At 40.8% G+C, this 24427-nt stretch carries 22 protein-coding genes and 1 pseudogene; 5 read left to right on the forward strand and 18 right to left on the reverse strand.

Going from position 1 to position 24427, the window contains the following annotated elements:
- Positions 1–17: 17 nt before the first annotated feature.
- Positions 18–800: a helix-turn-helix domain-containing protein gene (locus tag Xhom_RS50025; protein ID WP_069318270.1), complete on the reverse strand. Its 783-nt coding sequence runs from the start codon at positions 798–800 to the stop codon at positions 18–20.
- A 78-nt stretch (positions 801–878) separates the two neighbouring features.
- Entirely contained in the window at positions 879–1115 is a 237-nt protein-coding gene (locus tag Xhom_RS50030; protein ID WP_069318269.1) for a transcriptional regulator, read from the reverse strand.
- 153 nt (positions 1116–1268) lie between these two features.
- On the opposite strand from Xhom_RS50030, the gene Xhom_RS50035 reads away from it, so the two are divergent.
- From Xhom_RS50035 to Xhom_RS50045, 3 genes are all read left to right on the forward strand, one after another.
- Positions 1269–1880, forward strand: coding sequence for a helix-turn-helix domain-containing protein (locus Xhom_RS50035; protein ID WP_069318268.1), 612 nt, complete (start codon positions 1269–1271; stop codon positions 1878–1880).
- Positions 1881–2156: 276 nt separating this feature from the next.
- Positions 2157–2552, forward strand: coding sequence for a hypothetical protein (locus Xhom_RS50040; RefSeq protein WP_069318267.1), 396 nt, complete (start codon positions 2157–2159; stop codon positions 2550–2552).
- 394 nt (positions 2553–2946) lie between these two features.
- Entirely contained in the window at positions 2947–4104 is a 1158-nt protein-coding gene (locus tag Xhom_RS50045) for a tyrosine-type recombinase/integrase (RefSeq protein ID WP_069318266.1), read from the forward strand.
- 501 nt (positions 4105–4605) lie between these two features.
- Here Xhom_RS50045 and Xhom_RS50050 read toward each other — a convergent pair.
- The 16 genes and pseudogenes from Xhom_RS50050 to Xhom_RS50125 form a co-directional block, all read right to left on the reverse strand.
- Positions 4606–5085 carry a DUF2326 domain-containing protein gene (locus tag Xhom_RS50050; RefSeq protein ID WP_232326195.1) on the reverse strand — a complete coding sequence of 160 codons (480 nt, stop codon included), beginning with the start codon at positions 5083–5085 and terminating at the stop codon, positions 4606–4608.
- Positions 5018–5485, reverse strand: coding sequence for a hypothetical protein (locus Xhom_RS50055; protein WP_232326193.1), 468 nt, complete (start codon positions 5483–5485; stop codon positions 5018–5020). The genes Xhom_RS50050 and Xhom_RS50055 overlap by 68 nt, the downstream gene beginning before the upstream one ends.
- Before the next feature lie 175 nt (positions 5486–5660).
- The gene (locus tag Xhom_RS50060; protein WP_232326191.1) at positions 5661–6149 is read right to left on the reverse strand and encodes a hypothetical protein; all 489 of its coding nucleotides are present in this window, start codon (positions 6147–6149) and stop codon (positions 5661–5663) included.
- 52 nt (positions 6150–6201) lie between these two features.
- On the reverse strand, positions 6202–6423 hold the full coding sequence (locus Xhom_RS50065) for an ABC-three component system middle component 7 (RefSeq protein ID WP_069318265.1): 222 nt from the start codon (positions 6421–6423) through the stop codon (positions 6202–6204).
- Entirely contained in the window at positions 6420–7178 is a 759-nt protein-coding gene (locus tag Xhom_RS50070) for an ABC-three component system protein (RefSeq protein ID WP_069318264.1), read from the reverse strand. Before Xhom_RS50070 ends, Xhom_RS50065 begins: the two co-directional genes overlap by 4 nt.
- Before the next feature lie 498 nt (positions 7179–7676).
- Positions 7677–7937, reverse strand: coding sequence for a helix-turn-helix domain-containing protein (locus Xhom_RS50075; RefSeq protein ID WP_069318263.1), 261 nt, complete (start codon positions 7935–7937; stop codon positions 7677–7679).
- Positions 7938–7958: 21 nt separating this feature from the next.
- Positions 7959–8201, reverse strand: coding sequence for a hypothetical protein (locus Xhom_RS50080; RefSeq protein WP_145957489.1), 243 nt, complete (start codon positions 8199–8201; stop codon positions 7959–7961).
- On the reverse strand, positions 8195–9064 hold the full coding sequence (locus tag Xhom_RS50085) for an integrase domain-containing protein (protein ID WP_069318262.1): 870 nt from the start codon (positions 9062–9064) through the stop codon (positions 8195–8197). The genes Xhom_RS50080 and Xhom_RS50085 overlap by 7 nt, the downstream gene beginning before the upstream one ends.
- Positions 9065–10448: 1384 nt before the next feature.
- Complete coding sequence (locus Xhom_RS50090) at positions 10449–11294, reverse strand: hypothetical protein (RefSeq protein ID WP_069318261.1); 846 nt, start codon at positions 11292–11294, stop codon at positions 10449–10451.
- A 55-nt stretch (positions 11295–11349) separates the two neighbouring features.
- A complete protein-coding gene (locus Xhom_RS50095; RefSeq protein ID WP_232326189.1) occupies positions 11350–12972 on the reverse strand; it encodes a hypothetical protein in 1623 nt (540 codons plus the stop codon).
- 11 nt (positions 12973–12983) lie between these two features.
- The gene (locus Xhom_RS50100; protein WP_069318260.1) at positions 12984–13253 is read right to left on the reverse strand and encodes a type VI secretion system PAAR protein; all 270 of its coding nucleotides are present in this window, start codon (positions 13251–13253) and stop codon (positions 12984–12986) included.
- Between the two features lie 20 nt (positions 13254–13273).
- Positions 13274–14104, reverse strand: a complete 831-nt coding sequence (locus Xhom_RS50105; protein ID WP_069318259.1) for a DUF4123 domain-containing protein — start codon at positions 14102–14104, stop codon at positions 13274–13276.
- Positions 14101–16113 carry a type VI secretion system Vgr family protein gene (locus tag Xhom_RS50110; RefSeq protein ID WP_069318258.1) on the reverse strand — a complete coding sequence of 671 codons (2013 nt, stop codon included), beginning with the start codon at positions 16111–16113 and terminating at the stop codon, positions 14101–14103. The genes Xhom_RS50105 and Xhom_RS50110 overlap by 4 nt, the downstream gene beginning before the upstream one ends.
- Positions 16114–16757: 644 nt before the next feature.
- Positions 16758–19196, reverse strand: coding sequence for a DUF5906 domain-containing protein (locus Xhom_RS50115; RefSeq protein ID WP_084023376.1), 2439 nt, complete (start codon positions 19194–19196; stop codon positions 16758–16760).
- Positions 19197–19304: 108 nt separating this feature from the next.
- Positions 19305–19511: a helix-turn-helix transcriptional regulator gene (locus Xhom_RS50120; RefSeq protein WP_069318257.1), complete on the reverse strand. Its 207-nt coding sequence runs from the start codon at positions 19509–19511 to the stop codon at positions 19305–19307.
- A 216-nt stretch (positions 19512–19727) separates the two neighbouring features.
- Positions 19728–20942: pseudogene (locus Xhom_RS50125) on the reverse strand (tyrosine-type recombinase/integrase).
- A 365-nt stretch (positions 20943–21307) separates the two neighbouring features.
- Between Xhom_RS50125 and Xhom_RS50130 the strand changes: the two are divergent.
- Together Xhom_RS50130 and Xhom_RS50135 are read left to right on the forward strand one after the other, a co-directional pair.
- Positions 21308–22552, forward strand: a complete 1245-nt coding sequence (locus tag Xhom_RS50130; RefSeq protein ID WP_069318256.1) for a tyrosine-type recombinase/integrase — start codon at positions 21308–21310, stop codon at positions 22550–22552.
- 799 nt (positions 22553–23351) lie between these two features.
- Positions 23352–24011, forward strand: coding sequence for a methyltransferase (locus tag Xhom_RS50135; protein ID WP_069318254.1), 660 nt, complete (start codon positions 23352–23354; stop codon positions 24009–24011).
- Positions 24012–24427: the final 416 nt, after the last annotated feature.

Here is a 24427-nt window from a genome sequence, read left to right on the forward strand (position 1 = left end):
ATCACGTCTGCTGCTCCTTAAAGATTTTTTGTCCAGCTCGCGCCGTGTGATTCATAACGCTTGTGCTCAAATCCGCTATGGGTGTTGACTTGGGGCTGCCAACCGGATTTCTGCTTGTCAGGAAATAACCCTTGCCAGCTGTTGGCAATGGAGGTGCAAATTACCTCGTCAGGATTGGGACAAGTTGCCAATTGCTTGGCCTGCTGGCGGCAACTGGTTTCGGTCAGGGGTTTCCTGATTTCCTGCCGGAACGTCACCCAATCTGCCCATATTTCGGCACTGACATTCTCGGGTTTGGCCGTCAGGGGATCGAATACTGATTTTTTTGCCTGTTTTTCCTGCCCAGTCCCTTGGGGTTTTATAGGTTCTTTGACTGATTCCTTGACTGATTCAAAAGAGTGACTGATTCTGGTGCCATCTGACGGCATAGGGGGTCTGCCATTGGGCGGCACAGGGGTGTCAGCAGATGGCATAGGGCCGCCAGCCGGTGGCACAGGGGGTATGCTTTTAGGTAACACAGGGCCAGCAGATAAATTCAGGGTGTAGACATTCGAGGCATTCCCTTTCCCGTTGTGATTACCCAGCCGGTTTTCCTTGGTCAGCAAGCCCATCTTAATCAGGGCATCAATGTGACTTCGCACGGCGCTTTTGCTGCATTCACAGTGATCTGCAATATGCTGATACGAGGGCCAGCACTCCCCTTTGTCATTTGCATTATCGGCCAGCTTAATCAGCACCAGTTTTCTCAGGGGATTCCCCACCCGGATAGCCATTGCCTTCGCCATCAGACTCATACTCATGCCATTTCTCCCTGTTACCGTATGTTAAATCTCATTCCTATGTTCAAAACACCCCGCATATTCAGTCCCGGCTAGAATTTATTGAGAAGTTTTAGTTTCAGGCGGCGGTAAAACGGTAGGCAGATCAGGACGCAATTCATGCGCCTGAACCGCTCCGTTTGAAAAAACCACAATATCGGGGACCCGTGATACCGAAACCCGTTTTTTTCCGTACAACCATGCACTGATAAGCGATTGCGCACACCCCAGCACCTGAGCCAATTTGGCCTGACTGCCTGCGATATCTATCACTTTTTTTATCACACTGTTTTTCATTTTTCCCTTCTCCAACACGACCGCAATAACAATATCACTAACAGTCAATATATATCACTATAGGAGTGTTTGTAAAGATATCACTCTAGAGATAGAATAAGCAACCGATAATTCAGGATAGCAATACAAAAATAACCCCCTCATGAGGCACTTATGACTCTTGCTGATAGATTAAAAGAAGCCATGGCAGATAAAGGTCTAACCCAATCCTCTCTAGCCAAAAAAGCCGGCATGGCGCAATCCATGATATGGAAATTACTCTCCGGGAACGCGACCAAAACAGGCCGGCTCGTTGATTTGGCCAAGGCGCTTGACGTTCGCCCGGAGTGGCTGAGTGATGGCAGTGGTCATAAATCGCAGTCCGGTGATACTGATTTTGCTGTCAGGAATGACAACCGTTATGCACCGGTAAAAATTTATGAAGCAGAACAAGAAACCCCGGAGTACTTCATGATGCCGGCCTTTTCTGAACAGCAAACCGCGTTTGAATCCTGTCGGGCTTATCGCATCACCCAAAATACCGGCTGTGCTGAAGCGCCAGAAGGGACGGTGATCGTGGTGGATACACAGGAAGAGATCGCCAATGATGATTTAGTCTATGCCCGCATCGGAGAACATTATTCCGTTTATCGTTATAAACAAGGGGGAACTGTCGGATTTTTATCTGTGGATGACTCACGTATTCCCTTGATAACCCTCACTCCTGACATAGAAATCGTCGGGGTGATTGTGTATTTATTTCGGAATATGAAGCGAAAACGATAACATTCTTCCCTCCCACTCGAACACCACCAAACCCTGCCTGAATTTACGATAAGATACTGTTTTTAATGCAGTATCTTTAACTCCATTGAAATCATCATCCCCTTAAAAACTCCATACCATTCAAATGATATCAAATTAAAATTATTTGATATCAATAAGATAATTAAAAAATTTGATTTATATCACTTTTGGTATGGATCTGATGAAATTTAAGTGATAATGTTAGCGGCATCAAAGTGATAGGAATAATCACTACCCTAATAAACGAGAGGATTTATGCGTACCTTCATTTCTGCCATCATCAAAAAACCGGCAACACAACAAAAAAAAGCTATCAACATTAAAGGGATTGTTGCCAATATCACACAAAAAAACAGCCTGCATGCAGGAACAACACATATCACCTTTTTGGCAGATCAATATCATCAGGACAAAACCCAGCATCACGGCATGGATATAAAGAATAACGATGAATTTAAACATCATATCTTAGCGACGTATCGGGTCAGCCCAAAACATACCGAGCCAGTGCCTTGCTATCATTTAGAACTGATTGTCGATTACGGTTATGCACTCTATCAGCGGCGAGGACGGTATATGAATTTAGTGGATATATTGCCTTTTACTCAATTTTCAGCCCCGGAAATAAAAACTACCATCATTGATAATTAACACATTCATGAATGCAAGGAAAATAACAGCAATGGATTGCCTGAAATAAAAATAAACGACTTAATCATGAAATTAAGCGCTTAATTTGTGCAGGTTTATTGTATGCAAAATGTGTAAATTATTCGGAGAGAAATAAAATGAGGCTCGTTGCTAATCATAAGAATAAGAAAAAAGCCAGTCTTACCAGAAAGCAGGCGGCTGACTTTATCGGCATTAATGTCGATACATTATCCCATTGGTGCGCTATAGGTAAAATAGCCTACAACAAGAAAGATCCCGCCAGACCCCGATCCCCTTATTTATTTACATACGCGGCATGTATTGCAGCCCTTAACAATTCGATCCAAACTGTGCCTGTGAGCACGGTAGATGTGGCAGAAAAAGGAGATAAAAAATGTCAATCTTCCGTAGAGGAAATACATGGTACGGGAACTACACGACACCAAGCGGCAAAAGAATTAAGGAATCGCTTGGAACAACGGACAAGAGGCAAGCTCAGGAATTGCACGATCGAAGAAAGGCCGAATTATGGCGCATAGAACGGCTGGGTGATTTTCCTGATGTGACGTTTGATGAAGCCTGTTTACGTTGGATTGAGGAAAAGGCCGATAAAAAATCACTGGATGATGATAAAGGGCGTATGGCGTTCTGGCTGGAATACTTCAGCGGAGTGAGATTAAAAGATATTACCGAAGCCAGCATTTACACGGCGGTTAGCAAGATGAAAAACCACAAGGCAAAGGAGCGCTGGGAAAGTCAGGTTCAGGCAGCCAAGAAAAAAGGACACGAGATCCCTGCCTATAAAGAAGTCTCAGTATCGGTAGCGACCAAGGCAAAGCACTTAGCTTTGATTAAGGCTCTATTAAGAGCAGCCGAAAGAGATTGGAAATGGTTAGAGAAAGCCCCTGTGATTAAAGTCCCAACCGTCAGGGAAAAACGAGTCAGATGGTTGGAGCCTCATGAAGCGCAGAGATTAGTTGATGAATGTCCCGAACCACTTCAGTCAGTCGTTAAGTTTGCGCTGGCTACAGGGTTGAGACGCTCAAATATTATTAATCTGGAGTGGTCACAAATTGATATGCAAAGACAGGTTGCATGGATACACCCAGATCAAAGCAAATCATCCAGGGCTATAGGGGTAGCCCTAAATGAAACAGCTTGCAGGGTGTTACGGGATCAGATAGGAAGCCATAACAAATGGGTTTTCGTTCATACGAAATCATCAATCAGTCCAAACGGAATGGCTCTGCCTAATGTGAGAAAGATGCGTGTTGATGATAATACAGCATGGAATGCAGCGTTAAGACGAGCAGGAATCGAAGATTTTCGTTTTCATGATTTGAGACACACTTGGGCTAGCTGGTTAGTGCAATCAGGTGTTCCATTATCAATTTTGCAGGAAATGGGCGGCTGGGAGTCAATCGAAATGGTTAGAAGATATGCACACTTAGCACCGAATCATCTGACCGAACATGCGCGACAAATTGACCTGCTTTTTGGCGGAGGTGTCCCAAATTCGTCCCAAGCAGGAAAAATAGCGGTTAAAAAATAGAGGTAACTCATTGATTTTAAATTCCTACAGGGATTCGATAAAATTATTTATAGCATTGTTTTTAAATGATTTTATTTAGTTCAATTTTCTACCATACCCCCTATGATACCCCCATATTATTTTGCTGCTGTTTGCCTAATTTTTGTTTGGCTGGCACTATTGAGAACAAGCCATTTATTGCAAAAATATCATCAATGGAATTAATGATGCAAAAAATGCAATAACAACTCCAAGATAGTCAATATAAAACATAATATTTCATGTATCTATATCAATTATAATTTTCAAGATAGTTTATATATATAAAATATAATAATATCAACTAACAATAGATATAACTATGTTATACCCAAGCCTGTTTTATATTTTTCTTTACTGAGGTTAATATCAGTAGGAAAATGCTTCTGAATTAGGATAGATTTCAATTATTGATGGGAATTTATTCATAATTGAATAATATGGCTATCAAATTTTCAATTGACAGCCATTTTAAAAATATGATTATATTCTATTGGATTCAATATTCCATGAAATCTTAAAGGCTGGATATTTCCGGCTTATCCGAATAAAACCGGCCTTTCGCAATGTTGATCTTGTCTTTTCACTATAAACATTTAACTGATCCAAAGATATAAATACTTGTTTGTCAATGTCTTTTAATGTGCTAATTATTTTTTCAATTGCTGCAACTTCAATGTTTTTGAAAACGATTGAATCTTCAATTACTATAGGCAGTTTGGTTATGTATAAGAAACTTACATCCAATGCCAGCATGTTTGCATAAGATTTACCAGTGCCTGAGTCAGAATGATGTTCAAAGAAATAATTTGTGTCATTAAGAATTAACTGGGGAGGTATTCTATCTGGGCCATAGAATTTTGTGTTAAATAATTTGAGATTATCATTCAAACCCTTAGCAATCTTTGACAGAATCTCTTCTGTTTTTTCTTTCAGTTCTTCTTTTATAGCTTTTGAGATCATCTTGGAGTTCTCTGTAGTTAACAGTATCTTCAACTTCTTTTTTCTTTATAGATAAAGACAAAACTTCATCAATAATCTCATCAGGTTTATCTACTGATGCTGCTATCTCCTTAATTTTAATATCGATTAAACTAATTTCCTTATCAACTTCATTTAACTGGAACATAAGACGTTCCTTTTCCTGTTTTAATTCATCACTCAATATTTTAGATATCGAAGAATGAAAACCTTCTACCTCATTTAGTTTTTCAATATTAACATTTGGAAAGAAATCAACAACTTTTCTAAAATACTTTTTTGGTATTGGTTTAGTATTCGATATATTTTCTTCGATTCTAAATAATTTACTTTCAATAGAATTTTTTTCTTTGAGATATTTGTCTTTATCAAAAGCTAACATTAAACTTTTTTCATCAAGAATAGCTTTTATATTCGTTGCGTAAAGGTCTAAATTTTTTTTATAACATCAATCTTGTTATCAATGTTATTCATATCTTGTTTTGCTTGCTTATATTCTTTTAAATTTACTTTTTTAACGAAGCCTTGCTTGAAAGCCGTATCTATATTTTTTCTTTTCAATTCATTTTCGGATTTTTTTGTTCAATTTCTTCAATTAAACTATAATATCCGAATGATCTTATGAGAAACTCTTTTACAGAAGCATACCCCTCGCTTGGGAAAAGGTGAAGGGGCTTATTTGGATTATAGTTGTCTTTTCCCCAAACTCTTGAAAATCTGGAAATTAAATTTCTTAATGATGGATCGTTTGATGAAAAACCATATTTTTCAGCTAAAAAATTTCTAAATTCTTCAATTTTCCACTCGGAAGTTTCTCCTTTGTTTTTAAATGTTACACTATTATGATTTTCGGTATGTCTTATGAAATTATATGAAATGCCGTTAAATTCGAAAGAGAAGTCAACTTTGAGATGACCAACTTGAGAAATAACATCCTTACATAAAGAGATAAAATCATCACCACCAAAAACAAAATCAATCAACATCAATACCGATGATTTACCTATGGAGTTAGCTCCATTCTTAGGACCTAAGACAGCGTTCAAACCTTCTCTAAAGGAAAGTTCTTTTCTGATTAGTTTTTCACAATATATAGTTTTAGCATTTTATTATTGTCCCATTATCTGGGTTTAATGTGATCTTCTCTAAAATAAACAATAAATCAAGAGAATAAATAAACTCGTCCAGTGAGGAAAATTTGTTTAATATTTTTTTGTGTAAGTCTGTAATCTTTATTTCATCAAATTCAGCTTCCAGAATCGTTGTCATCTTAAATAATATTGAATCCTGAATTGAAATAGATTTACTTGGTGTAATCATGAGTAAACCTCGCAATTTTGAATAAAAAAACACACTAATACTTCAGCAGCTTCACTGTTAGTTTCTTTAGTGTTAGTTTTTATCCAATTAACTAAGTGATCAAATATTTCAGATTGTGATAGATTATCTCTTTTCAAGGTTAGATAATACGTTTTAACTTCATTAAATATAATTTCAGATGTGTTCGGAACTCGTTGATCCAACTGTTGGAATAACTTTTTAATTTCAGTATAAAAATAAGCAACCTGCGACTTTATTTTAATTTTTAAAACTGGACCTGATTCGGGTCGAATTTTCTCATCTACTCTCATCGCATTGTAGGACAATTGTGAATCCTCACTCATTTCAAGAGTTGAAAGTTTTTCAATTATCTCTTTTATGTCTTCCTCAATCTTGAAATTATATTGCCTATTTTTGATTTGAGCTGCCTGTCTCAATTGCTTCTTAATAGAATACATTTCCTGATAGCCTTCAACTGTTCTTGGGTTATCGAACAATTTATGACAATCTCTACACAAGGCAATTAAATTATCTTCACTATCAACATCATCGCTGATAATCTTTTCATTTTTTAAAAGTTCCTTTTCCTCTGGTCGAGGCGAAAAAGGATATATGTGTGCTATTTCATATATCTTGGTTTTTCTTTTGCCATTCTGTGCCATCAAAGGCTTAGAACATTTTGGGCAAAGGCCACTAACCTCATCAAATAAGACAATATGTGTATTATTGTTTATATTCCTACGTTCTTCACCCACTGATGACTCCTTGCGAAGGGGGAGAAAGAAAACTCCATAAAGATTTTATTATTATAACATCAATAGATTTAACTTTAATTGCCTGCAATGTGATGATTATCTCATTTTGATGGTGGTCTCGCATCTTATACCAATGTTGCTATAGAGAACCTGCTTGTGGTTGTATTCATTTCTCTAAAAAATACCCAAGGGTGTGAGCAAGTGCTCATAAGTGGGTCATGGCAACCAATTTAGCCTTCTCTTCGGTTGAATAACGACAACGGCGATGTTCGCCAGTGACAATTTCAATATTTTCCATCGGACATTCCTTAAGACAGGTTTAACCTATCGCTTAATTTAATTATAGAGTGTCCGTTTTAATTAGGGAATATTGCACAACATGATAACTGTTTTGGCACAGTTTATAGAAATAGTAGTTACAAATATTCTCGCTGGAAGAGAAGATATCCATTGCAGTTATCTTCTCATTATCTCAATCAAAATAAACTCTAGCCATTTTTATGATATCTTACGAACCTTACGCTCCATCAATTGACCACGTTGATCAAAATAACGGCTCGGCCAAATTTCAGAAGGATGTATGCCAAGATAATCTGCGATGATCCATTCGCCTTTCGGCCACGGTCTACTAAATGCATTTGCCAGTGTCGATGAACTGAGTCCCGCTTCACGGGAAACCGCCGCTAAGGTTGTACCACGCTTACGTAATGCAGCAATGATATCGGCTTGATGCCAGTCATTTCTAATGTTGTTATTCATTCCTGTTACCCCTTCCATTAATTAATATTGATGGTGGCGATTCAGACAGGGTTCGCGGACCGGGTAACTATGACCGGCAAGGCCGAAGCCTTCCCTGCCTGAACCACCATTGAAAAGGTGATAACAGGCGCACTGGTAGAAACTTCCTACCAGTGTATAGTTACACAAGGCCGCGACGCCTTGACCATTGGATTGTGCCAATGGCAGGAATACTTTAACTGATTGTTTTATCGGACTCAATAACTGAACGACTAAGTTTAACAACTATAAACACGTTCTACATAACGCCCGCGACCATCACCGTGTCCCAAATCCATTGAAACCAGTGCTCTTGCTTCCTGACGGCTAAAACCACTCTGTTGATAAAAACTCAGCGCATCCTGCGCCCACGCATAACGCAAACTATGAGGAGAATGGCGGCCTGTTAAACCAATCCTTGTAGTATGTGTCCGCCAGTAATTCATGGCCTGCCTGAGATCGTGTTTATCAATCAACCTGCCACCTTGTTGTTCTGCAATAGCAATGGCCTGCTCGACAGCCTCTTTTACCGCTGTAACATCCAATACACGGGTTTGTCTTGGTCGGCCGCCTTTTGTACCGAAGACAATATGCAGTTTCGGCTCTGATTGATCCAACTGTTTACTCCAGCTTTTCAATGAAGCACTGCATTGCACTGCTTCCTGAGAGCGTAATCCCAGTAAGCGGGCGAGTTTCAGTGTGGCGGCAAATCCGGCATCGCGTTTAAGTGCTTTCTGATAAACCATCTGAAACGTGGCATCAGGGATCGCTTGTTTTGTTCCAGCACGGCTGGTTCCGCTTAATCCCAATGCTTGATTACTTAAACGGGGCGAAGTTTCCAATTTTTCCCGGCCAGCCATGCGGAAGATATTACGCAATGCGGACATTTCATTTTGCATCGTTCGTTTGGCAATCCTCTGAGATAAGCGCGCATCAACATACTGTTCTACATGTTTGGCTTTCAAATTCTTAAGACTTTTCACCTGAATATTCAAGCTCAATAACAGCGCACCCAAACGCCCGGTGATCCGAATACGGTCGTGGCAGGTCTTATGACTGCCTCCACCTTTCCGGGCAAAAAATTTTAATTCCTTAATCAATCGGCTCATTAGCTTCCCCTTACTAATATCTGACAACCTACGATCTCTGGCGCGCGACAATGCGGCAAAACAAAAAGTATCTGCCTTGCCCTTGACGGATATCTGTGCGCCAGAGTGAACGCAGGTTGAGGTATTGCGGGGTATCGGTTGAGTACGCAGTACTGCCGCCTGTATAAACAGGTCATCCCCACCGGCAAAAAAGCCAGCCTCGATATCGTCAAGTTCTCCTTTTTCAATCTAAAAATGCAGTGTCAGATTCACTGCGGGGTGAAGCAGGCCTATGCCTGTAAGAGTTGTGTGGTTCTTTGGCTGCGGCGTCACTTTCAGCGATAAACCAGCCAAAAGTGACGCCTTAAATTCGGCAAACAGCCAGTAAAAATCGTGCGAGCGTTGAAAAACTCCGCAAGGCTCGATGTCAAACGGTAGCGATGGGTTAATTGTTTGTGTGTAGAAAATTTGTCCGCTGAATCATTCAAGCAGAGACAGTAAAAATATGAACCAAATGCGTGAAATCCACGCGGTGTTTATGACATGAAATAGGATCAAAACATCGCTCATAAGGCCAAAGCCAAACGGAGGCAGAGTCTGATGTTGGTATGAAAAATAAGTGCATGACCCAATGTTCAATACACTTGGGTGACAAGATAAAAACACCTTTCTGAGGTCTTTTTTAGTTTAAGAGACTTTCATCGTCAAACAAGGGGTTTATGTTTGACAATATCTGCTTCCAAAAGTGCGCAGATGTACCGCAATTTTGCTCTCCCTTTCAGGCTACAGGAGTTTTTATAGTCGCTAAAAAGCGCCTTTAACCGATCTAGACTAACTGATTTTTTTAGTTATAGCAATGAAGATTGATTATTTTATCAACTATTATTACTATAGATTTCAGTCACCGAAAGGAAAAATAAAGAAAGGATCACATTTTTTCGAGTTACAACCTAGATAAATAATATCCTTCTTCTTTTCAAGAATGGTTATACCCCACCATTTATATGGAAATTCCATATTTTTCCATTTATGCCAACTCTTCCTTACATATCACATAGTGCATAATCAAATTCACGGTATAGGTTATGCTCATACTTATTACTCATTTTAAACATTTCATTTTTTTACATGCTTCTATAATTTTCATGTCATTGCTTTGGTATAATTTAAACCACAAGTAATTAATTTATTATATTTTTTCGCTTATGGAGTGAAAATGATTAAATATCATAAAGATAAATTTTGTTATATGTATTTTTATTTTTCAATGTATCTTATTATGTTGTTTTTAATATAATGAGCTTGGTGAGAATGTTATTTTAAATATCTCCGTTAAGAAATACATTTACTTAATTATCATTTGGTTAACCAAGTCAAAAAACAACTGGTTAACCCTAAAAATTAATTATCTAGCTATAACAATTTTACCATTTATAATTGACAGGTAAGGACTGTAAGTCGCAGTATTACCGGTAATTTTATTATCAAACAATATAGGTGACCGGCCATGGGCACCAACCTCCAAGCGAAATAGACGACCATTATTATAACTAACTAATTTGAATTTTTTCCATTCAGGCATTGTTCTAACTGTATATTTATCACTATCGATTTTATCTTCAAATCTCATCGAATGGAAAAAAAATTTACCATTATTGTTATCAGCAATAGCCCATTCTTCCCACGCTGGTTTACTTATATTCCAGATTCTATCGAGTTCTTTTTGAGCAAATAAGTTAATTATGTCCTGATAAAAAGATTTTATCATTGGCAAATCTTTTTCTGTGACTGGCCGGGCTTTTGTCCACATCCACTCTGGTAATCCACTAATTGAATAATTTTTTTTAGCAGAAAATAAACCCTCTTCTGCTGGTATTTTAGACATTCCAGTAAAATCAAAGCCAGCTTCTTTATTAGGGATATTTTTGAGTGATTCTTCAGTTACGGGGTTACCATCTTTATCAACCATTAATTTGATACGACTAATAACTTCATCGTTTTTATCATAAGCCGACACTTTTTTTAATGTTACTTCACATCGAGATTCAGGTTTTAGGTCTTCTTCAAACGATCGACTTCCAAATAGTAACTCTATCGAATTGGAGCCATTCTCTAAAAAAGCAGTTGAGTTTATTCCACTGGATTGAGTCCCATTTGGAGAGTCTAAATTATCCATAGCTGTCATGCCGTTAATGCGTACTACACAGAGGCTCTGATGTGTATTTAATGACAGCAAATATTTATATTCCATATTTGATTTTCCTGATGCAGAGTTACTAAGTAACATATAAGAACAAAATAAGAGACTACCCCAAAGAAATCCGATAGGACGATTTATCTTTAGAAAGGGGTTTTTGAAATACCCATTCACGCGCTGTTCCTCCTTTTTTCTCTATATTTGCAGTTGTTTTAATTTTATCATCTTCAATCGACTCTTCTTTTGCTATACCAAAAGCAAAACTCAAATCTACCATTGCTTTAATTCCATCATGATAAAACACCAAATCAAGACTTTTGGGTTTTGACTCCAGTGCAGCTAGTAGTTTTGCCTCTGCTTTAGCGGTCGCATCTACATATCCATAGATAGCATAATAGCTTACACCACCACGAATATTAGTGTCAGCTTTAATAGCAAATCCAGTTTCTAATATATTATCTTTTTTGAATGACCAGTCTCCCTTATCATCAGATTCCCAGCCAAATTTAACATTCAACTCTCCTGTTAAAACGAGATCCAACTGCGCACCGACAAATGCCCCATTTTCACCTTTTTTAACTTTTTCTTCGTAAACTTGTCCTGCTTCACGAAGTGCAGAAAGTGCTCTTTCTGCTTTAAAATAAGCAGCTACTATTTGAAGAACATCAGCGCGTAACTCCAAGCCAATTAAAGGTGCTGCTGCTATATCTGCACCAAATTTGGAATAGAATTGAAAGTCATTATTGTGAGAAAGTTCATATTCACCATGAAGCTTAATTGAAGGATATATAAGATCCACTTTTAAGATCTTGAACTTGTCACTATCATGCCCTACTGATAAAACATTCGTTATTTTACCAATGCCTTGCACACATGCTTCTATTGGTCCTATCTCGTTTTTATTCTTCTTAAATTCTTTTTGCAAGGTATGCGTCCATGTACGACTAGCTGCACCCTTTTGAATTTTTATTGTCCCCTCTACAGATAATGTATTTTTTACTTGATAACGAGTTGTATCTTGAGTCCAGCCACGGTGTCTTCTGTGCTCTAATCCCCGTTCTCTATTAGTTTGAATTTGTTGCCTTCTTCTTTGTTGATCAGTGAATTCTTCAACGTCTTTTTTAGCTTTAAAAACCAGATCGAACTCCTGTTTTTCTTTAGTCACTAAATAAATATTCGAACTGAGGACAGTTTTTTCGCCTAATATCATGAATAGTATTTTTTCTATTCCAGAATATTCTTTTTTTATTAATGGCTTGCCTGAACATTCATCGACTCTGATGGCATAATGCTGTTTTTCGATATTGGTATGAAAATCCTTTTTTAGAAAACGTCCCAAAACAGAAAATGGCTCTTTTTCAATTTCTAAAAAATCTTTACTAGATTTGTGGTAAACCAGTTTTCCTTTATAAGGTTTTTTAGGCGAAAATTGAGCGAAGGGCAGATTTTTTTCATCAAATACGTTACCAATTGGACAATCTTTGTTATGTGAGATACAACCTTTACTGATCGAACTTAACTCAACAGCTACATTTGGTTTTTCTTCCTTAGGTAACTCATTAGCATGCTTGAAGGTTGTCAATGGTGAATCAAGTACATAGAAAAAATGCCTTTGAACCCAAGACTGTTTATAACTAATAGTTTTATCACCCAATTTTATATCAATTTTATGTGTGCAATCGTCGGGGTTATCACAACCACATATTGCTGAACCTGCCTTTGTTGACGTCATTTTTTATCTCCTTAACCAATATTCACACTGCCACCACCAATCACGACACCGCCACAATCCACCGCATCTCCCGTTCTGGCAGCAGGTTTTCCCTCAATAAATACGGAGCAGGAACCTCCGGCTATTGCCCGTGAATGTGACGAATGAGAAGCCAGTGCATCACCTTGCCGTGCGAGATAGACACCATCAACTTTAACGGTACTGGCACCTGCAATAACCGGGGTTGCAGGACAATTACCGTGCTTTGTACCAATATCACCCACTTTAACTGCATTACCCATCTTGTTGTTCCCTGTTTTGGTTAAAGAGGCACCTGACCCATTTCTTGAATTAATACACTTTCCGCTCGCATATGCCCCGGCTGGCTGTATTCGGTTAATTGGGCATATAGAGCTGCGGGCAAATCATCGATGGTGAGATAATGTCGGATGATGAAAAGCTGGAGCAGCCCACGAACATTACGGTCGTCCGTAATACCGTTTTGACCGAACCAGTCAAAAAACTGCCGGGCGCATTCCACCGTGTCGATATGAGGGATAAAATCAAAATCAGCTTTTTCCAGCCATTCAGGAATGAATCCGGCTAATTTTTCAATGTAGCGTTCTATGAAAATGGCTTGTATCTTCTCTAGCTGAATTTCTGTGATAGCGAGCATTTTGCGCTTGCTGGTTGCACCAACAGGAAAAGGCTCTCTGATTTTCACAAAGTTATCCGTGCGCTCTTCTTCGAGGTACAGTGTTGTTATCCATGTGATCGGCCCTAAAAAACAATGCAGCTCCCAGTCACTCAATACACCGAGAAAATCCCAGATATTACGCGGATCATAAAAACGGAAAAAGACCGGTTTTTCCTGTTGTGGAAGCAGAACTTGCAGGTATTTTCGTAAATGCTGGCGCACGGTCTTCATGTCTGCTGCACTGTGGACGAAAATTCCCCACGGGGTTCTGCGACACTCCAGCCAGATTTTAACCTCTTCCGTGACCTGTACCAGATAAGGTGCGATTTCCACCAGTTCTGGCTGGAGAGGCTCACCATAAAGACAGGCGGAAGGCGGGTCATAACGTTCCAGCATCAAAAACAGATCAGATTCCGCCGCACCATCAATAATGGCGTAGAGTTTTTCCTGACTCATTCGGGCTTCTCCTTCTCTTTCATTGGGCAGTGGGCGACAAACATGGAGCCTTCGCTTGCTGCGGCCAGCAGAATGGCGGGGTTAGCTGGTGCCAGTAAATCGCCGGGGCTGCCACCGGAGTTCAGGTTAATCGCCGCGCCTTTAATATCAATCCCGCCCGCGTGAAGCACAACAAAATTTCCACCGACATTTAATGTGATTTTGCTGCCACTTTGCAGGGTAAGATCGCCCTGTGCATCCACACTGACTACCCCCTGGATTTTTTCAGCCAGATCGCCTTTGAGCTGTAATGAGCGGTCACCGTCAATCTGCTCAATATAATTGCCCGTGGTTTTATGATCCTGTTGACCTTCTACGGTCACCTTGCGGTTATTGGCTATCACCAGTTCATCGTCATGACCAATGCTGGTTGTGCGGTCATAGTTAATGCGTTCCCCGCGTGAATTACGTACCTGAATGGCGAGGTTTTTTTGAGCATGAATAAAGACTTCTTCGCGATCTTTTTCATCTTCAAAGCGTAATTCGTTAAATCCTTCACCTTTATGGGTTTTTGAGCGGATCGACATCTGGGTTTTTGCCATTGGCAGGCGGTTTGGCGGGATGTTGTTGGCATGGTAGGCTCGTCCGACAATAATCGGTTGATCGGGGTCGCCGTGGACAAAATCCACCAAAACTTCGTGCCCAATACGTGGAATGGCAATCATACCCATTAATTGCCCTGCCCACGCCTGACTGACCCGTACCCAGCAAGAACTGCGGTCATTAAATTCACCGTACCGATCCCAGTCAAACTGGATACGGACCCGCCCGTGTTCGTCACAGAAAATTTCTTCGCCTTCCGGCCCAACAACCGTGGCAATATGCGGCCCTTCCATTTGGGGTTTCGGATAGGGGGAAGGTCGGTAAGAGTTTTTTCGTGTGGTGAAAGTAAATTGGTTAGACAGCCATGTACCGCTACCGCCTGACTGGGTTTCATCGGCTTGTGGCTGTTGACCCGAATGGGTTATCTGAATTAACTGCCATTGGTCATTAAAAACCTCTCTAGGGTGATCCATCAGGTTAAATAACTGCCCCGGCCACATGGCAAAACAGTCCCCCTGACCGTTACCAAGCTGAGTGTCCCGGCGCAGGTATTCCAGACGATACTGGCTTGCCCGTTGTCCTAACTCATCATCTTTATAGCGGCTGGGAAAATCATAATAATGATAGCTGTTCAGTATTCGCTGATTGTCAAGATTACGCCCTTCATACCAGAATTCCCGGTTCCAGCGTGGGTTTTTAAAAGTCCTGTCTTTGGTCGTGATATTAGCCACACCAACGCGTTCTGACCAGCTAAATTGGCGGACACAGGTTGTTTCTCCCGTCACATCGGTTTCCGGGCGGTAGGGGACGGTAATCACCTGATTAAGAGACAGGCAGGAGTCGTGAAACACAATGCGTTGCTCGTGCTGATCCTGATCGAAAGTGAAATAGTAAAAAATGCCCTCATCAGCCAGTAAGCGCTGGATAAATGCCAGATCGCTTTCATCGTACTGAACACAGAATTCCCGTGGTGGATGTTTGTAACCAAGCGCAAAGAAAAAGTTTCGTACCCCATTTTCTCTGAGCAGGCTTTCCACAATATCCACAACGGACTGATTTTGGAAAATCCGGCTATTGACCCGTAATGATGCACGCCATAAAGGAGGTTGAAGGGTGATATGGTAGTGGCTTTGATGGCGCCCGGTTGATTGCAGTGAAAAATGTGTCACCATGCCCGTGACTTGCCGTTCAATTCGCCCGTTACGGTGTACAGCAAAAGCGGCGCTGCTATCCAAAACATCGGCGAAGTTAATGTCAGCAGTCTGACAAGTCAGTGTCACTTCCAGCCGAAAAGGGGTTGATAGCGCTTCATTCAGTGAAAAATCGACAACAGCGAAAGTTTGTTCTGGTAAATTTTCCGTAATCAGTGTGAATATTAAACCTGAGCGATCAAGTAGTTGATTGATTTTATCTATTACCCTGCTCATTTTGGCTCTCCGTAATCTTTTGGTGTATCAATCCTTATTTACTGCCTGAATGGTAAAAATAATTTCACAATAAAACTATTGTTGCATGCTTTTAGTACAATATGGGCAGAATATAATAGAATTGTTTTTACATACAACCATGAATAAAAGTTCAGCAGGGAAATTGTGATTAACTTCTCCTCTTAAATAAAATCAGTTAATTACATCATTCAAATTTCACGTAACACAATAGATTAAAATTACACTGACGCGCTGCGCTTGTCTTCTCTGGTTTGTCCGGCTAATACATTAACCAGACAAATCAGAGATTTTGAAAAACACTATTCCAGCCAGAAAAAACATTTTCCAAAGCCCCTCCCTGTTAAAGAATTAGAGATAAAACTGTTCACCCTATTCACCGTTGAATATTTTCATTTAAATTCATATTGTTAAATGGTGCTAACTTGAAATCAGACTCATCACCACTCTTCACCCACCGTTCACCTTCAAATCAGGAAAAGGTGAATAGTGGTGAAGACTTGTGAATAGTTTAAAAATAACTATTCACCCTATAATATATTGATATAACTGGTTTAAATTACAAGGTGAACCGTAGTGAACACTTTTTTATATTTCTTAGAAAAATATCTGTAATAAAGAAAAAATTATTCTTCTGGCAGGTCATTCCTTGTCAGTTTTGGCATCCACTCAATGGCAGTGTCAATATTCAGGCTCAGATTACTGCGAATGCCATATTTGCTTTTCTTACGCAGGTAATGCTGCCCATACTCTGCCAGTGCGCCCGGCATATCCATACCAAAACGGGTCACGGAAACGGGTTTATTCAGATTGTTGCCTTTCATATAAGCAAGATAGGCGTGATAAAGGTACTTACGGGGATTGAACGGCACAATCTCCGCATTACCGATTAACAGGCCGTCAGCTTCATTAGACGCAATCAGGTAGCCACAAAAATCGACCAGCGGATCTGTGCCACGTTTGATATCCAGTGCTTCTGCGGACTTTTGTTGCTCTGCCAGTAAACGCCTCGCAGCCTGTGGATCAGCAAACCGATACAACAGATGCCGAATAATTACAGGCAATTCTGCTGCAATCTTCTCCCGTAGAAGTGGATCACGTTCATTTTCCGGCACAACTTCGGAAAAGTTAAAAATCACTCGACGCCGCGATACACCACCACTGCGATCACTGAAACTCATGGCATTATTGTTTACCGCCAAGACCACGGCAGGAATGCGGGTTGAATAAGGTTGTTTATGCTTCGGGTCGATAGCCACTTCATCCCCGCCTGTAATGGCTTTGATGCCGGAGCCATCGCCCACATAGCGAGTCTGATCCGGCAGGATAATCAACGAATATCCCACAATCAGCGCCCGTTCCCGTGGGTTTTCCAGCGCGGCCATACTCGCAGAAACCGTGTTGCCTTTGCCTGCCAGCATTGAACATATTTCAGCAAAGATGCTTTTGCCACTGCCTCCAGCACCGGTGATTTCCAGAAACAACTGCCAGTCGTAACGGTTCGCCAGCACCATAAACAGGGCTGCCAATACGCGCTCAAATTTGTTCTCACTGTTAGCGGTTGCCCGATTGAGCCAGCGCCAGAACTGTGGCGCATGATCTTGCAGGGTTTCCCCCGAAACAGGGGAGTTAAACGCAACATCATTCGCCAGTAGCAACCAGTCACTTTTACGATGAGGCCGGAACTGGCATGTTTTCAGGTCAAACACGCAGTTGCTGAATCCGATTAAATGACGTTCTGGCGGCTGCATCATGGGAAGCTGCAATTTCAGGGCATCCACGGCAGAGCTGATACCATGCGGTGAGTACGGTAACTTTTCTTCCATAAAGGCTGCCACCATTTCCCGCTTTAAATCGCGGTCACTGACCGGAAGCCAGACAATGCCGTCATAGTGATGCACGGTTTCTGAAGCGCCATCCAATGCTAAATCAACGTTATAACGTGCCAGTAACACCTCTCCGCGCTGGCTGGCTCCCATCTGGCATAATGTCAGTTTTGAATACTCGATATCATTGGGCTGAGTGGTTGCTTTTTTCTTTGTTGGTGTGGGCTGATAAAGCCCTTGAGCAAAGGCCAGTTTTGCCTTTTCCACACCGTATTTTTGTCGGTAATCGTCCCAGTCGGCTGTGTACTCTGTCGGTGGTAACGTGACCCAACCCTTAACCGCAAGAGCTGCTTTTTCTGCTGAAATCTTGCCGATATTTACTTTGAGTTTGCCGCACTTATCCAGTTCGTCGGGATGATGCCAGTCATTATCTGCTGCCAAAATAATTTTTGTGTCTGACCAACGTTCCCGAATCGCTTTAGCGACAGAATACAAATTACCTGCATCCAATGCTGCCAGAACAGTACCCTTATAGAGCAAGTTAGCTGTGAGCGCTGTGGCGTAACCTTCGGTAATGAGCACTGTATCGGGATGATCTTCCAGTTCTGAGACAGAAATAAATGCACCTTTTTTCTGGCTGCCAGACAGTAATTTTTTCTCTCCATTGGGTGTGATAATCTGCGCACCTGTTACTTTTTTATCCAGTGTTGTCAGTGCCAACAAAGTCGAATTATTGAGCAATAGCCGCTGATTAGGAAAATCCAGCCCTTTTGCAGCCAGATAGGGCGATTGACCAGCGACAGTTTGCGCCATTAGTGATGCAACTTTTTCGGCAATTGACTGCGTAGTTTGAATGGTTTCTCTGGCGGGCTTGGGTTCTGGCAAAGGCAATGCCAGTACGCCTGCAATGATTTTTGCTGCCTCAGTGATGGAAACTCCTTTGGTTCTTGCCACTAAATCCAGTCCATCACCATAGTTTGGATAATCACACTGGCGGCAATGCCAGTTGCCATGATGGTGATCATCAATAAAGTGAAAGCGGTCAGTACCGCCGCAGACAGGACAAGCACCATGTTTTCCCTTTGCCGGGATATCGATGCCACAAGCAGACAGCAGATTTTCCCAATGGTACATAGCGGATTTTTTCACGGTCTGGATCAGGTCAAGCGGTTTTTGGTTGCCTGTGATATCTGAAGATGTAAATTTAGGGCGAGTTTGAGTATGCTGTATATCAGCCATCATCGTTACTCCGTATAACGGTTGTTGGTCAGACGCCTCAGATGTGTGTCACCACACTGGGGCGTTGTTTTTTTATATTACGTTTCTTATGTCATGTGCTTTTATCTGTTATGCCGCTCGCGATTCCGCGATCCGCTGCGCAATCCAGTTATCAATTTCTGATTCAACAAAGGCGACGGAGCGGGAGCCGAGTTTGACTTGTTTCGGGAATTCTCCGGCACTAATCAGTTTATAAATCCACGCTTTGCTATAACCCGTTCTGCGTTGAACTTCCGGCAAACGAATAAGGTTTTCCTTCGACGCTGTCATTGTCATATTTTTTCTCCTGTTACCGAGTCCTTGAGCGCTCACCGTGGACGTTGTTTGATGACAGGCGGATTATTTAAAAATCAAGACTAAATGAACAGCGTTAATTGTTTTTCCGATTTGTTGAATTTATTTTTTCAGGAAATTTTGGCTTTTAATTGGCATTGTGTATAAAAAACAAGCTCGTGTGCCACGAGCACACTTGCGCAAAAAATCATCATATATTTACGCCCTTTTGCCAAATTTTCCAATCAGCACATTTTCGCCTCGTTCCAGCATCTCCATATGATCCGCATACCATTGCAGCATTTCCCGGCGACCATCCAGATATTGAGCGTGGTTGTAAGTACCACGGATGCTGTTCTTGTCAACATGAGCAAGCTGAGTTTCAATCCAAGCTGTGTTATAGCCTTGTTCATGCAGGATGGTACTCATGGTATGGCGGAAACCGTGACCTGTTGCCCTGCCATCATAGCCAATACGCTTAATAACCTGATTGATAGCAGCCTCACTCATCGGTTTACCCGCATCATTACGGCCGGGGAAAACGTATTTCCCTCGCCCTGTAATAGAATGCAGTTTAATAAGAATGGCTTTAACCTGATTTGATAGTGGGACGATGTGAGGGCGGCGCATTTTCATTCGTTCGGCAGGGATTTACCAGAGATCGTTATCGAAATCGAATTCAGTCCATTCCGATTCTCTCAGCTCAATGGTGCGTACTCCGGTCAGCATCAGCATACGGGTCGCTGATTGCGTCACTTGACTGCCACTATAGCCACTCAAGGCGGTGAGGAAATCATTCATCTGGTCGGCTAAAAGGTGTGGGAAGTGTTTTTGCTTGGGAGCTTTGAGTGCGCTGGCAAGATCAGTAACAGGATTGAATTCTGCCCGTCCGGTAATAACAGCGTAAGTGAAAATTTGCCGACAGGCCTGTCTGGTTTTTTTCAATTTATCCAAAACGCCGCGTTGCTCCATTTTTCGCAGCACAGCCAGCATTTCAGCAGGTTTAATCTCGGTAACAGCACGTTTACCAATATACGGGAAGATGTCTTTTTTCAGATATTCTAGAATGTCTTCGGCATACCCTTGTGACCAATTAGGGCATTTATATTCGTGCCATTCAATAGCGATAGACTCAAAACTATTGCTGACCGCAAATACTTTGGCTGCCTTTTCTGCTCTCTTTTCTTCTATCGGATCATTACCATCCGATAACGTCCGCCGCGCATCATTTCTCTTGGTTCGTGCTTCGGCAAGGGAGATTTCAGGATATACCCCTAATGCGAGCAATTTTTCTTTGCCTGCGATCCGATACTTTAACCGCCAATAGCGAGAGCCATTAGGGTTAACCAATAGATATAGTCCGCCACCATCTGCAAGTTTGTAGGGTTTTTCTTTCGGCTTTGCAGTGTCCACCTGTCGGGCTGTTAGCTTCATGGGGGTATCTCACTTCATTGAACCTGAACGTACCCCTAAATATACCCCTATAAGATCGGAGATTTCAACATACCTTACTAGACTATAGGAGAACGGAAAAAGGCCAATACTGCGTATTTATTGGGATTTTGTAGACTTCGGAAGACGTTACGATATGAATGGATGGTACGCCCTACAGGATTCGAACCTGTGACCTACGGCTTAGAAGGGCAAAAACTATTGTTTTCAGGTGGTTTCCTCTGGTTTCATATAGTTTCATTATTATGATTTAAAATGAATTTTATAGCTTGCGCTGTTTCATATGGTTTCATATCATTTCATCATAACTTGACCCGTTACTTGACCTGTTATGAGGAGCATTTCCAATGGCTAGCACCTTATTGACCGATAGCAAAATCCGCGGCTTGAAACCCAAAAAATCAGCCTATTATACATGGCAAGCATCAGCAACACGAGGAACTGGTAGGTTAGGGGTTAAAACATATCCATCAGGAAGAAAGGTTTTTGTCTATCGCTATTTCAATAACGGAAAAGAGAAGTTTATTAACTTAGGTGACTTTCCCGCCGTTTCCTTGGCAGGGGCATTATCTAAATCACAAGATGCTGCTGCTAACATTTCAGCCCCAGAAAAAGCCATAATAAAACACGCTACAATTGAGCAACTATTTAAAGATTATATCACTGACCAAAAACGCCGAGGAAAGCGGTCATACGACAAAACCGAATACAGGCTAAATCAAGTATTAAATAGTCAGTACATTGATAGAAATACCCCCGCAAAAGATATTACCCCAGACCACATTAAGAGAGTGCTTGCTGAATTCATATCGCGCGGTGCTGTTGCTGGTTCAAATAAGGTGCGCGCAAATCTTCATGCTGTATTCAATTTTGGTCTATTTGCTGACAATGACCCCGCCAAGCTAAACGAGAAAGTTATTTATGGGCTTGATAGGAATCCCGTAACTGTCGTTCCGCGACAAGAAGGTGCTGATAAGGCATTGGATAGATTTCTGTCGTGGGATGAAATGAAGTCGATTTTGGATCTATTCCAAGTTTCTCCGGCTGCGTGTCCAATCAACCCAGATTACGGGCGTTTGTTGTTGCTCTGCATTTTCACAGGCGGTCAGCGCCCTTGGGAAATTATGACCAATACAAAAGACAGCTGGGATAAAAAGAATAATACGTTGACTGTGCCACCTCACATCTCAAAAAACGGTGACTATCACGTAATCCCATTATGTAAATCTGCCACCAAAATATTAAAGCAACAAGCCACTCAATACCCAAACTCGGAATTTTTGTTTCCCGGAGAAACAAAAGAAGGTCACTTGCTAGCGGCTGAATATGCTAAGCAAATACGCAAGTTTTTCATTCGTTATGACTTTGAGAAATTTACACCAAGGGATATTAGACGGACATTTAAAACACTTGCTGGGGAAATGGGGATCAGTTCTGAAATGAGGGATAGGTTGCAGAACCATAAAAAGCCCGGCGTCTCAACTAAACACTATGACCGTTATGACTACCTGAAAGAAAAGCGGGAAATTGTGGAACAGTGGGAGAGGAAGCTACTATCACTATATGGCATAATTCCACCCTGTAACATGTGAGGTACCTACACAAAAAAAGGTATTGCGTACTCAAGGTGGGATATCACACCTTGCGGCAACCATAGGGATTTCCTCTATAGTTGATTAACTCATTGATTTGTCCGAGACCGTCACTTTGACCCAACCATTGCGGAAATTCCAACGGTTAATTTATGTACTGGACAAAATGGTTAAACTTATTGATTTTATTGTTTTTATTTGGCGACACCCCCCCCGTTTCTGGCTCACTCTTTTGTGCGCACCTCTTAAAGAGTTGTGCAAAGTTTGTGAGTGGCGCTCAAATTATAAGCAGACTGCAAATATGCAGCTTGACTATATTTCAATGAGTTATCGTCAAAGTGGGCATTCCCACTTAAATGGGCTTTCAAACCCCAATTGGCGCGATCAGCCAAAAATTTGTCCGATTGGAACTGAGCCAAAGTGAGGACCTCGACTACAGGTTAATACGTTAAACGTACAGAGCTATTTTAACCTACCCTAACGAGGAAGAGCCTCCCATAACAAAATCTGTAATAGCGGCAATTAGCAGCATATTGATAGACTTGGTGGCAGCAATATCCCAAAAGACAGACTTAGCCACAGAAACAGTAACGTGCAAAGATTGCAAACAAATTTCCAGCATATTCCCACCATTTGAAATGAAACTGTTTTGACCTTTACAGATCTCTATTAGTCATTAGTTTTTATTATAATGAAGTGATAAACACCAATCTTTGTATGGCGGAGCATGTGAAATAAAAAACTCTCGACTATATCTATTCTTAATAATTGAAAATAATCTTAACAAAAAGAGCTTACTATGAATAAGAATAGCAAAAATTATATAAAATGGTGGTTGGAGCAGGAAAGATTAAGAATGAATAATGGAATCCCTGTGGAAATAACACTAGCAGGGGTTAAGTTATCTGTTATTCCTCAAGCATTCCTTCCATCCCCATTACAAACGCATTCTACACCATTACTTATAAAAAATATTAAGCATCACAATTTCATGGGAAAAAAAGTTCTTGATATAGGAACTGGCAGTGGTGTTCTTGCCATTTATTCTGCCCTTAATGACGCATCTTTGATAATAGCAACAGATGTCGATGACCATATATTATACCATGCCAAAAATAATGCTTATCTGAATAAGATTACTGACATCCATTTTATGAATAGTAATCTCTTTGAGTCTGTCGAAGGTAAATATGATTATATATTTGCTAATGGGCCAATTTCTCCTGAATCTTGGTCAGAAAAAAGCCTTTCAGGGCATACCATATCAAGTTACGGAGAAACTCTTCTTAGCCAGTATCGTAACTATCTGACAGATGAAGGGGTAATGTTTATGACCTTCGCAGAATTTGGCCCAATGAAGGCATTCTACAAAATACTTCAAAAGTATTCCGTTTTGTACAAAGAAAAAAGAGAGAAAAAATTTGGGATATGGTGGAGTTTTCATGAAATAAAAAAATAAAGGTCATTAACCGCTTCTATAAAAAATGTTGTCTTAACATAATATTATCCCAAAGCGATAAAAACTTGGCTTCCATATTGTCTTTCCTTTCTTAAACAGAGTTCAGGTTGATTAGGATTTTCGGCTCACGGACGACCTTTTTTGGAATTTTCCAAATAAGTCTCGTAGCCGTCATGTTCAGCAAAGAAGAGAAGCCTCCCAAATCGGTGACTCCTTAAGTTGAGGGAATCCCTACAGTTAGTTTCCCCGGAATAAAGTTAAATAAGTACACTGCTGCGATTTCAAATGACGGCAGTGAACCAAGTTGATCGGTATTCAATCGCTCCGTTTGAAACGGAAGGATGCCTGCACCATGCAGGAGTTAAAGGTGAGAAATCCCACCTTTAGGTAACTTGTTAATTTTACTTATTTCCTGC

The sequence above is a fragment of the Xenorhabdus hominickii genome (genome assembly GCF_002632725.1).
GTDB classification, from domain to species: domain Bacteria; phylum Pseudomonadota; class Gammaproteobacteria; order Enterobacterales; family Enterobacteriaceae; genus Xenorhabdus; species Xenorhabdus hominickii.

Excerpts from the sequence above, each read along its gene's own strand:
- Xhom_RS50095 (WP_232326189.1), bottom strand. The coding sequence starts at position 12,972 with ATGACGTCAACAAAGGCAGGTTCAGCAATATGTGGTTGTGATAACCCC.
- Xhom_RS50055 (WP_232326193.1), bottom strand. The coding sequence starts at position 5,485 with ATGTTAGCTTTTGATAAAGACAAATATCTCAAAGAAAAAAATTCTATT.
- Xhom_RS50025 (WP_069318270.1), bottom strand. The coding sequence starts at position 800 with ATGAGTATGAGTCTGATGGCGAAGGCAATGGCTATCCGGGTGGGGAAT.
- Xhom_RS50090 (WP_069318261.1), bottom strand. The coding sequence starts at position 11,294 with ATGGAATATAAATATTTGCTGTCATTAAATACACATCAGAGCCTCTGT.
- Xhom_RS50085 (WP_069318262.1), bottom strand. The coding sequence starts at position 9,064 with ATGAGCCGATTGATTAAGGAATTAAAATTTTTTGCCCGGAAAGGTGGA.
- Xhom_RS50130 (WP_069318256.1), top strand. The coding sequence starts at position 21,308 with ATGGCTAGCACCTTATTGACCGATAGCAAAATCCGCGGCTTGAAACCC.
- Xhom_RS50075 (WP_069318263.1), bottom strand. The coding sequence starts at position 7,937 with ATGAATAACAACATTAGAAATGACTGGCATCAAGCCGATATCATTGCT.
- Xhom_RS50050 (WP_232326195.1), bottom strand. The coding sequence starts at position 5,085 with ATGATCTCAAAAGCTATAAAAGAAGAACTGAAAGAAAAAACAGAAGAG.
- Xhom_RS50110 (WP_069318258.1), bottom strand. The coding sequence starts at position 16,113 with ATGAGCAGGGTAATAGATAAAATCAATCAACTACTTGATCGCTCAGGT.
- Xhom_RS50045 (WP_069318266.1), top strand. The coding sequence starts at position 2,947 with ATGTCAATCTTCCGTAGAGGAAATACATGGTACGGGAACTACACGACA.
- Xhom_RS50100 (WP_069318260.1), bottom strand. The coding sequence starts at position 13,253 with ATGGGTAATGCAGTTAAAGTGGGTGATATTGGTACAAAGCACGGTAAT.
- Xhom_RS50120 (WP_069318257.1), bottom strand. The coding sequence starts at position 19,511 with ATGACAATGACAGCGTCGAAGGAAAACCTTATTCGTTTGCCGGAAGTT.
- Xhom_RS50105 (WP_069318259.1), bottom strand. The coding sequence starts at position 14,104 with ATGAGTCAGGAAAAACTCTACGCCATTATTGATGGTGCGGCGGAATCT.
- Xhom_RS50115 (WP_084023376.1), bottom strand. The coding sequence starts at position 19,196 with ATGGCTGATATACAGCATACTCAAACTCGCCCTAAATTTACATCTTCA.
- Xhom_RS50135 (WP_069318254.1), top strand. The coding sequence starts at position 23,352 with ATGAATAAGAATAGCAAAAATTATATAAAATGGTGGTTGGAGCAGGAA.
- Xhom_RS50040 (WP_069318267.1), top strand. The coding sequence starts at position 2,157 with ATGCGTACCTTCATTTCTGCCATCATCAAAAAACCGGCAACACAACAA.
- Xhom_RS50030 (WP_069318269.1), bottom strand. The coding sequence starts at position 1,115 with ATGAAAAACAGTGTGATAAAAAAAGTGATAGATATCGCAGGCAGTCAG.
- Xhom_RS50065 (WP_069318265.1), bottom strand. The coding sequence starts at position 6,423 with ATGATTACACCAAGTAAATCTATTTCAATTCAGGATTCAATATTATTT.
- Xhom_RS50035 (WP_069318268.1), top strand. The coding sequence starts at position 1,269 with ATGACTCTTGCTGATAGATTAAAAGAAGCCATGGCAGATAAAGGTCTA.